This is a genomic window from Photobacterium lucens (assembly GCF_009873615.1).
Classification (GTDB): Bacteria; Pseudomonadota; Gammaproteobacteria; order Enterobacterales; family Vibrionaceae; genus Photobacterium; species Photobacterium lucens.
This window is the reverse complement of record NZ_SSMG01000186.1, coordinates 39089-46710: the sequence shown is the minus strand read 5'-3', so window position 1 is coordinate 46710 and position 7622 is coordinate 39089. Positions and strand designations below refer to the sequence as shown.

Genomic DNA, 7622 nt, shown 5'->3' with positions numbered 1-7622 from the left:
TTGATTAAAATTAAATTTATCTAAAAATGTTTTTGTTATATTGCTTAACAATCGCTATCCTAAGCGCGCTTAAACCTAATTGTTGCTGTTAATTGTATTAACTGCAAGTTAAGCACCCTCAAGGATGAACCTGAATTGCAGGCAACTCAATTCAAATACTCAAGAATGAGCGCGAATTTCACCCTGATTAGACTGATGATTTAAACATCGTCTATTCTATGGGTACTTTTTTATTCAAACATGAATATCAACTTTCAGACAGATTATAGGTAGTCACTCATGTCTAAGCTGGTTTTAGTTTTAAACTGCGGTAGTTCATCTCTTAAGTTCGCAATCATCGATCCTGTATCAGGTGACGAACACCTTTCAGGTCTAGCAGAATGTCTAGGTCTTCCTGAAGCACGCATCAAGTGGAAACTTGACGGCAAGCACGAAGCTCAACTAGGTGAAGGCGCGGCTCACGAAGAAGCTCTAGCATTCATGGTTGACACTATTCTTGCTTCTAAGCCAGAACTTAAAAAGAACCTAGGCGCTATCGGTCACCGTATCGTACACGGTGGCGAGCAGTTCACAGCATCTGCACTAATCGACGACGTAGTACTTAAAGGTATCGAAGACGCTGCAACTTTCGCACCTCTTCACAACCCAGCTCACATCATCGGTATCGAAGCGGCTAAGCACAACTTCCCTGAGCTTAAGAACGTAGCAGTATTCGACACAGCTTTCCATCAGACTATGCCTGAAGAAGCATTCCTATACGCTATCCCATACAACCTATACAAAGAGCACGGTATCCGTCGTTACGGCGCACACGGTACTTCTCACCGTTTCATCGCACGTGAAACAGCATCTCTACTAGGTAAGCCTCTTGATGAACTAAACATCATCAACTGTCACCTAGGTAACGGCGCATCTGTATGTGCAATCAAAGGCGGTAAAGCAGTTGATACTTCAATGGGTCTAACTCCTCTTGAAGGTCTAGTAATGGGTACACGTAGTGGTGACCTTGACCCAGCAGTTATGTTCCACCTACACGACAAGCTAGGTATGAGCGTTGCTGAAATCAACACTATGTTCACTAAAGAATCTGGCCTACTAGGTCTTACTGGTGTGACTTCTGACTGTCGTTTCGTTGAAGAAAACTACGGCGAGAAAGAAGAAGCAACTCGTGCAATGAACGTATTCTGTCACCGTCTAGCTAAGTACGTAGCTGGTTACGCTGCAACTATGGACGGTCGTCTAGACGCTATCGTATTCACTGGTGGTATCGGTGAAAACTCTGCGCCAATCCGTGAAATGGTTCTAAACCGTCTATCTATCTTCGGTATCGAAGTAGACAACGAAGCAAACCTTAAAGCACGCTTCGGTGGTGAAGGTGTTATCACTACTGCTGACAGCCGCATCCCTGCAATGGTTGTTTCTACAAACGAAGAACTAGTAATCGCAGAAGATACAGCTAAGCTAGCTAACATCTAATCTCACGATTATCTTAACGGCTGGCTTTAAGTCAGCCGTTTTTTCATGACCTCCCGTCATGTTCTCATGTGGTGCTGTTCTATACTTATTCCCATTGTTTACACGTGAATTGTTATTGAACAGTGCTGTATCCATTCAATAGTTAGAGGAATTTATAGTGTCCCGTACTATTATGCTTGTTCCAGTTGGTGCTGGCGTAGGTCTAACAAGTGTTAGCCTTGGTGTACTTCGTGCAATGGAACGCAAAGGCGTTCGCGTTTCTTTCTTCAAGCCTATCGCTCAACCACGTAAAGGTGGCGATCAACCTGATTTAACTACGACTATCATTCGTGCAAACAGTGACATGCAAATCGCAGAGTCATTCTCAATGGCGAGTGCAGAAGAGTTAATCCGTAACGACAAAACTGACGTTCTTCTAGAAGATATCGTTGCACGTTTCAAAGAATCTACAGCTAACTCTGAAGTAACGCTGATCGAAGGTCTAGTTGCGACTCGTAAGCACCCATTTGCAAACCAAATCAACTTTGAAATTGCAAAAACGCTAGATGCTGAAATCGTATTCGTTGTTTCTCCTGGCACTGATAACCCAGCTCAACTTAAAGAGCGTATCGAAGTAGCATGTTCTAACTTCGGTGGTATCAAGAACAAGCAAATCTCTGGTGTTATTGTTAACAAACTTAACGCACCAGTTGATGCAGAAGGTCGCACTCGTCCTGACCTTTCTGAGATCTTCGACGACGCTGAAGGTACTGTTCCTTCAAACGTTGAAATCATGCAAGTGTTCAACTCAAGCCCAGTACGCGTACTAGGTTGTGCTCCATGGAGCGCAGAGCTTATCGCAACACGTGCAACTGATATCGCACAACACCTAAACGCTGAAATCATCAACGCTGGTGACATCGAAACTCGTCGTATTAAGAGCATCACTTTCTGTGCACGTTCTATCCCTAATATGGTTGAGCACTTCCGTCCAGGTTCACTACTAGTAACTTCAGCTGACCGTCCAGACGTAATCGTTGCAGCATGTCTTGCAGCAATGAACGGCGTTGAGCTAGGTGCACTACTTCTAACAGGTGGTTACGACCTACCAAAACCTGTTATGGATCTATGTGAGCGCGCATTCGCAACAGGTCTACCTGTAATGACTGCACAAGGTAACACTTGGCAGACTTCTCTAAATCTACAGAGCTTCACACTAGAAGTACCTGCAGACGATAAAGAGCGTGTAGAGCTAGTTAACGAGTACATGGCAAGCCACATCGACGGTAACTGGATTGAATCTCTAACTGAAGGTTCAACTCGAGAGCGTCGTTTAAGCCCACCAGCATTCCGTTACCAGCTAACTGAGCTTGCTCGTAAAGCGGCTAAGCGTATCGTTCTTCCAGAAGGTGACGAGCCACGTACAGTTAAAGCTGCGGCTATCTGTGCTGAGCGCGGTATCGCGGAATGTGTGCTTCTAGGTAACCCAGAAGAAATCCGTCGCGTTGCTGAGCAACAAGGCGTTACTCTAGGTGCTGGCGTAACTATCATCAACTCTGATGAAGTTCGTGAAAACTACGTTGCTCGTCTAGTTGAGCTACGTGGCGCGAAAGGCATGACTGACGTTGTTGCTCGTGAGAAGCTACAAGATTCAGTATTCCTAGGCACAATGATGCTTGAGAACGACGAAGTTGACGGTCTAGTGTCTGGTGCAGTTCACACAACTGCGAACACTATCGTTCCTCCGTTCCAAATCATCAAGACTGCACCAGATGCATCTATCGTATCTTCTGTATTCTTCATGCTACTACCTGACCAAGTATTGGTTTACGGTGACTGTGCGATCAACCCAGATCCAACAGCTGAGCAACTTGCTGAAATCGCTATCCAATCTGCAGATTCTGCAAAAGCATTCGGTATCGACCCTCGCGTTGCTATGATCTCTTACTCTACTGGTACTTCTGGTAAGGGTGCAGACGTAGATAAAGTACGTGAAGCAACGAAGATCGCTCAAGAGAAGCGTCCAGATCTAGTGATCGACGGTCCTCTACAGTACGATGCTGCTATCATGGAAAACGTAGCTGCTTCTAAAGCACCTAACTCTCCAGTAGCAGGTAAAGCAACTGTATTTGTATTCCCAGACCTAAACACTGGTAACACAACTTACAAAGCGGTACAGCGTTCTGCAGATCTAGTATCTATCGGTCCAATGCTTCAAGGTATGCGTAAGCCAGTTAACGACCTTTCTCGTGGTGCGTTAGTTGACGATATCGTGTACACAGTTGCACTAACTGCAATCCAAGCAGAGCAAGCTGCAGCTAAATAAGTTTTAAGACTTATTTAACCGACAGATAAACGCCCCTATACCTGCTATCAATTTTTATTGATAAAGCGTATAGGGGCGTTTTTTATTGCTGGCAACCAAAGATATTACCCTTTATGCTGACAAGCTCATTAACGGTTAAGGATGACCTGTTAGCATGGATTTACTCAACTCAATCGGGCTATTTGTTGGCTCGCTGATCTCAAATACCCTCGCATCACTCTCAGGTGGTGGCGCAGGCTTAATACAATTTCCGCTACTTATTTTTCTCGGCTTACCTTTTGGTATCGCCCTAGCAACCCACAAAGTCGCAAGTGTGGCATTAGGCGTTGGCGCAGCAATTAAACATTTACGCCAAGGCACATTATCTTGGGGATTTACCCTCTACGTTATTCTGACAGGCGCTATTGGCGTGATCCTTGGCGCGCACCTGATCCTCTCTTTTCCTGAAAATATCGCAGAAGCGGCACTCGGCATCTTAATCATTAGCCTTGGTATTTATTCGCTAATGAAAAAAGAGCTAGGACAAAACGAAAACAGCATAAACCGTGATACCAAAGGCATGGTAATCGGTGGGCTAGGCTTAGCCACTATTGGGGTATTAAACGGCTCATTAACCGCAGGAACAGGACTATTTGTTACTCTGTTTTTAGTACGTTGGTTTGGCTTTAACTACAAACAAGCTGTCGCACTTACACTTGTTAGCGTAGGGCTATTTTGGAATGGCATTGGCGCTGTCGCTATTTACCAAGCAGGCGCACCAATTTACTGGCCGTGGATCCCTGTACTTTTACTTGGTTCACTCTTAGGGGGTTACTTAGGTGCGCACCTTGCTCATCAAAAAAGTAATCAACTCATCAAACGTTGTTTTGAAGCCCTCACCTTCATTATTGGCTTCAAATTACTTTACTCACTATTTTAATCCACGCTATTTAAGGAGTTTTGCATGGATAAAGCGATCATTGATATCTACTACTGTCGTCAATGTAATTGGATGCTACGCTCCACTTGGATGACCCAAGAGTTGCTGCATACCTTCAGTGAAGAAATCCAAACCATCAGCCTTCACCCAGACACAGGTGGACGTTTTGAAATTCACTGTAATGGTCAGCTAATTTGGGAACGTAAAGCCGATGGTGGCTTTCCAGATGCGAAACAGCTAAAGCAACGCATTCGTGATGTTATCGACCCAGAGCGGGATTTAGGCCACGTTGATCGCCACAATAAACCATAAGCAATAATGCCTAGCTCTAAATACAATAACGCCCTGAATGTACTTTCTCTATTAAGTGGCTTTGCGCTTAAAACCAGAGAGCTACATTCAGGGCGTTACTTTTATCTCGTTGCGAATTAGATCTGAGTTTGAACCAGTACTTCACCGTCAAAGCTGATCACAGATAGCTGATTGCCATCTAATAGACCGTAGCTTGCCGGTAAGCCATTACGAGGAATAGCAACAGATCCAGGGTTAAACACAAACAGTTCATCTTGCGCTTCAGCCACAGGAATATGTGTATGACCCGATACAATCACATCGCCCGCACGTAAACGAGGATGCTTATTGGCATTGTATAAGTGACCATGCGTTAAAAACAGACGTTGACCTGTTGGCAATAACACAAGGTTATAGTCCGCCATAATTGGGAACTCAAGCAGCATTTGGTCAACTTCACTGTCGCAGTTACCACGAACAGCAGTAATGCGATCGCCATAGCGATTTAACAGCTCAGATACCTTGATAGGATCGTAGCCTTCTGGCAATGGGTTACGTGGGCCATGATTTAAAATGTCACCCAATAGAATTAAGTGCTCTGCACCGCTTTGTTCAAAAGCAGTAATCATCTTTTCAGCACTCACAAACGAGCCATGAATATCAGAAGCAAAAAATAATTTCATCATCAAAAACCAGTCATTAATACAGGTTCGAAGTCTACTCTCTGTATCATCAAATTACTATGTTATCGATATGAGACATCACCCACCACTGCAACCATACGCACTCACGCGCATAAATAATCGTGACCACACTCCGACGTCACAATATTAATAAGAGCATTTTTAGCGTTCAGTTATACTGATAATTCAACTTATATATACTATAAATAAGCGACACATCAGAATGTTAAGATGACGAACAGAAAACGGAAGATAACGATGAAGATTTTAATGACAGGCGCAACAGGCTTTATAGGACGAGCTCTTCTTCCTCATTTTAATCACGATCATGTTACGGTACTGACCCGCAACCCAACCCGTGCTTATCATCTGCTTGGTCATCATATTAATGCGGTAGACAACCTAGAGAGCTTCGACAACTTTGATGAGTTTGACGCCATCATTAACCTTGCTGGCGAACCCATCATGAACAAGCGTTGGAGCGAAAAGCAAAAGCAGAAGATCTGCCAAAGTCGTTGGGACATCACCAAGCAGTTAGTTGATAAGATCAATGCCAGCACTAACCCACCACATACCTTTATTAGCGGCTCTGCGGTTGGGATTTATGGTGATAATCAAGATAAAACCATTGATGAATCTACCCCGCTTGATATTAACGATAACGACTTTGCCCAAAACGTCTGTCACCGCTGGGAACAAATTGCCCTTGAAGCCCAATCAGAACAAACCCGTGTATGCCTTATCCGCACAGGTATCGTACTTGGCAAACAAGGCGGCGCATTAGCACGTATGTTACTGCCCTATCAATTGGGGTTAGGTGGTAAAATTGGCGATGGTAAACAGTACTTCCCGTGGATCCATATGCAAGACATGATCAAAGGCATCATCTTCTTGCTCAACCACCCAGAAGCGCAAGGTGTATTTAACTTTACTGCACCTACCCCTGTAACCAATAAAGTCTTTAGCCAAACTTTGGCAGCAACCCTAAAACGCCCACACTTTTTATTTACTCCAGTATGGGTATTAAAGCTTGGGCTTGGGGAATCAGCACAGCTATTGCTTGATAGCCAACGTGCACTGCCAAATAAATTACAGCAAGAAGGGTTTAACTTTAGCTTCCCTTGTATTGAACAAGCGTTAAAGCAGACGTTGTGCGATTGAGAAAAACAAAAACAGGGCTGAAGAGCCCTGTTGATATGCTTATTTATTAGTTATCTACTTTATCTTGTTCTTTAGGCTGGAAATCTTTCCACCAACCAATGTGATTACAATCAACACAAATCAGATCCATTGTATCCTGACCCATAATTTTCTCCTTTATTGGAGTTTTTTCTGAACCACATTGTGGACATACTGCACCTGCTCTCATAAAAACCTCAAACTGATTTAACGTGATACTTTTGTTTGCCAAACTCTTATTGGCTCACCTGTGGCTTCATCAACACAATCTAGTGTTGATACACCAAATAACTTTTCTGCAACGGCTAATGAAGCTTTATTCGAAATATCTACGCTTGTCTCAATATAATATTCATTCAGCTTTTGATTTTTTCTGAAGTATTCTAAAACTTTTTATATATAGGGAATAGTTATATTTGTCCCACGAAGCTCTGGTAGAGTTCCATAATAAAGACCAAAGCAAGGCAAGCTGTTTAACTCTTCTTTTCCGTTTAATACAACTGTCTGTAAAACTTTTAATTTATCTAATCGAGCATATGTATAACGGTAATACCCTAAAGCTACATCTCGAACGAAATATATATCATCACTGAAAGGTATACGCTTCATTCGAAATCCTTGAGAAAAAGCTAGCTCTAGTGTTTTAAACCCAGTCATTGGATCTTGATCTACATTCATAATCTCTCCCTTAAACAATATGCTCACTGTAACATAACAAGTATTCACACACTTTTTGAAGGGATAATTATGTGAATCATTTAGCAAAACG

At 43.1% G+C, this 7622-nt stretch carries 7 protein-coding genes; 5 read left to right on the top strand and 2 right to left on the bottom strand.

Translation table 11 applies throughout. From position 1 onward, the window contains the following. Positions 1-279: 279 nt before the first annotated feature. The 4 genes from E5A76_RS09025 to E5A76_RS09010 all read left to right on the top strand — a co-directional run bounded on the left by E5A76_RS09025 (position 280) and on the right by E5A76_RS09010 (position 5012). A complete protein-coding gene (locus E5A76_RS09025) occupies positions 280-1476 on the top strand; it encodes an acetate kinase (protein ID WP_161118715.1) in 1197 nt (398 codons plus the stop codon). A 157-nt stretch (positions 1477-1633) separates the two neighbouring features. Further along, complete coding sequence (pta, locus tag E5A76_RS09020) at positions 1634-3781, top strand: phosphate acetyltransferase (protein WP_181319806.1); 2148 nt, start codon at positions 1634-1636, stop codon at positions 3779-3781. Positions 3782-3935: 154 nt separating this feature from the next. Further along, the gene (locus E5A76_RS09015; protein WP_161118714.1) at positions 3936-4700 is read left to right on the top strand and encodes a sulfite exporter TauE/SafE family protein; all 765 of its coding nucleotides are present in this window, start codon (positions 3936-3938) and stop codon (positions 4698-4700) included. A gap of 24 nt (positions 4701-4724) precedes the next feature. Then, positions 4725-5012 carry a SelT/SelW/SelH family protein gene (locus tag E5A76_RS09010; RefSeq protein WP_161118713.1) on the top strand — a complete coding sequence of 96 codons (288 nt, stop codon included), beginning with the start codon at positions 4725-4727 and terminating at the stop codon, positions 5010-5012. A gap of 116 nt (positions 5013-5128) precedes the next feature. Here E5A76_RS09010 and yfcE read toward each other — a convergent pair whose 3' ends face one another. Further along, positions 5129-5674 (bottom strand): phosphodiesterase, encoded by a 546-nt coding sequence (gene yfcE / locus E5A76_RS09005; protein ID WP_161118717.1) that lies wholly within the window; start codon positions 5672-5674, stop codon positions 5129-5131. A gap of 258 nt (positions 5675-5932) precedes the next feature. Here yfcE and E5A76_RS09000 point away from each other — a divergent pair, with 258 nt between their 5' ends. Continuing rightward, a complete protein-coding gene (locus E5A76_RS09000) occupies positions 5933-6835 on the top strand; it encodes a TIGR01777 family oxidoreductase (RefSeq protein ID WP_161118712.1) in 903 nt (300 codons plus the stop codon). A gap of 411 nt (positions 6836-7246) precedes the next feature. On the opposite strand, the gene E5A76_RS08995 is transcribed toward E5A76_RS09000, so the two are convergent. Continuing rightward, positions 7247-7531 (bottom strand): hypothetical protein, encoded by a 285-nt coding sequence (locus E5A76_RS08995; protein ID WP_161118711.1) that lies wholly within the window; start codon positions 7529-7531, stop codon positions 7247-7249. Positions 7532-7622 lie beyond the last annotated feature (91 nt).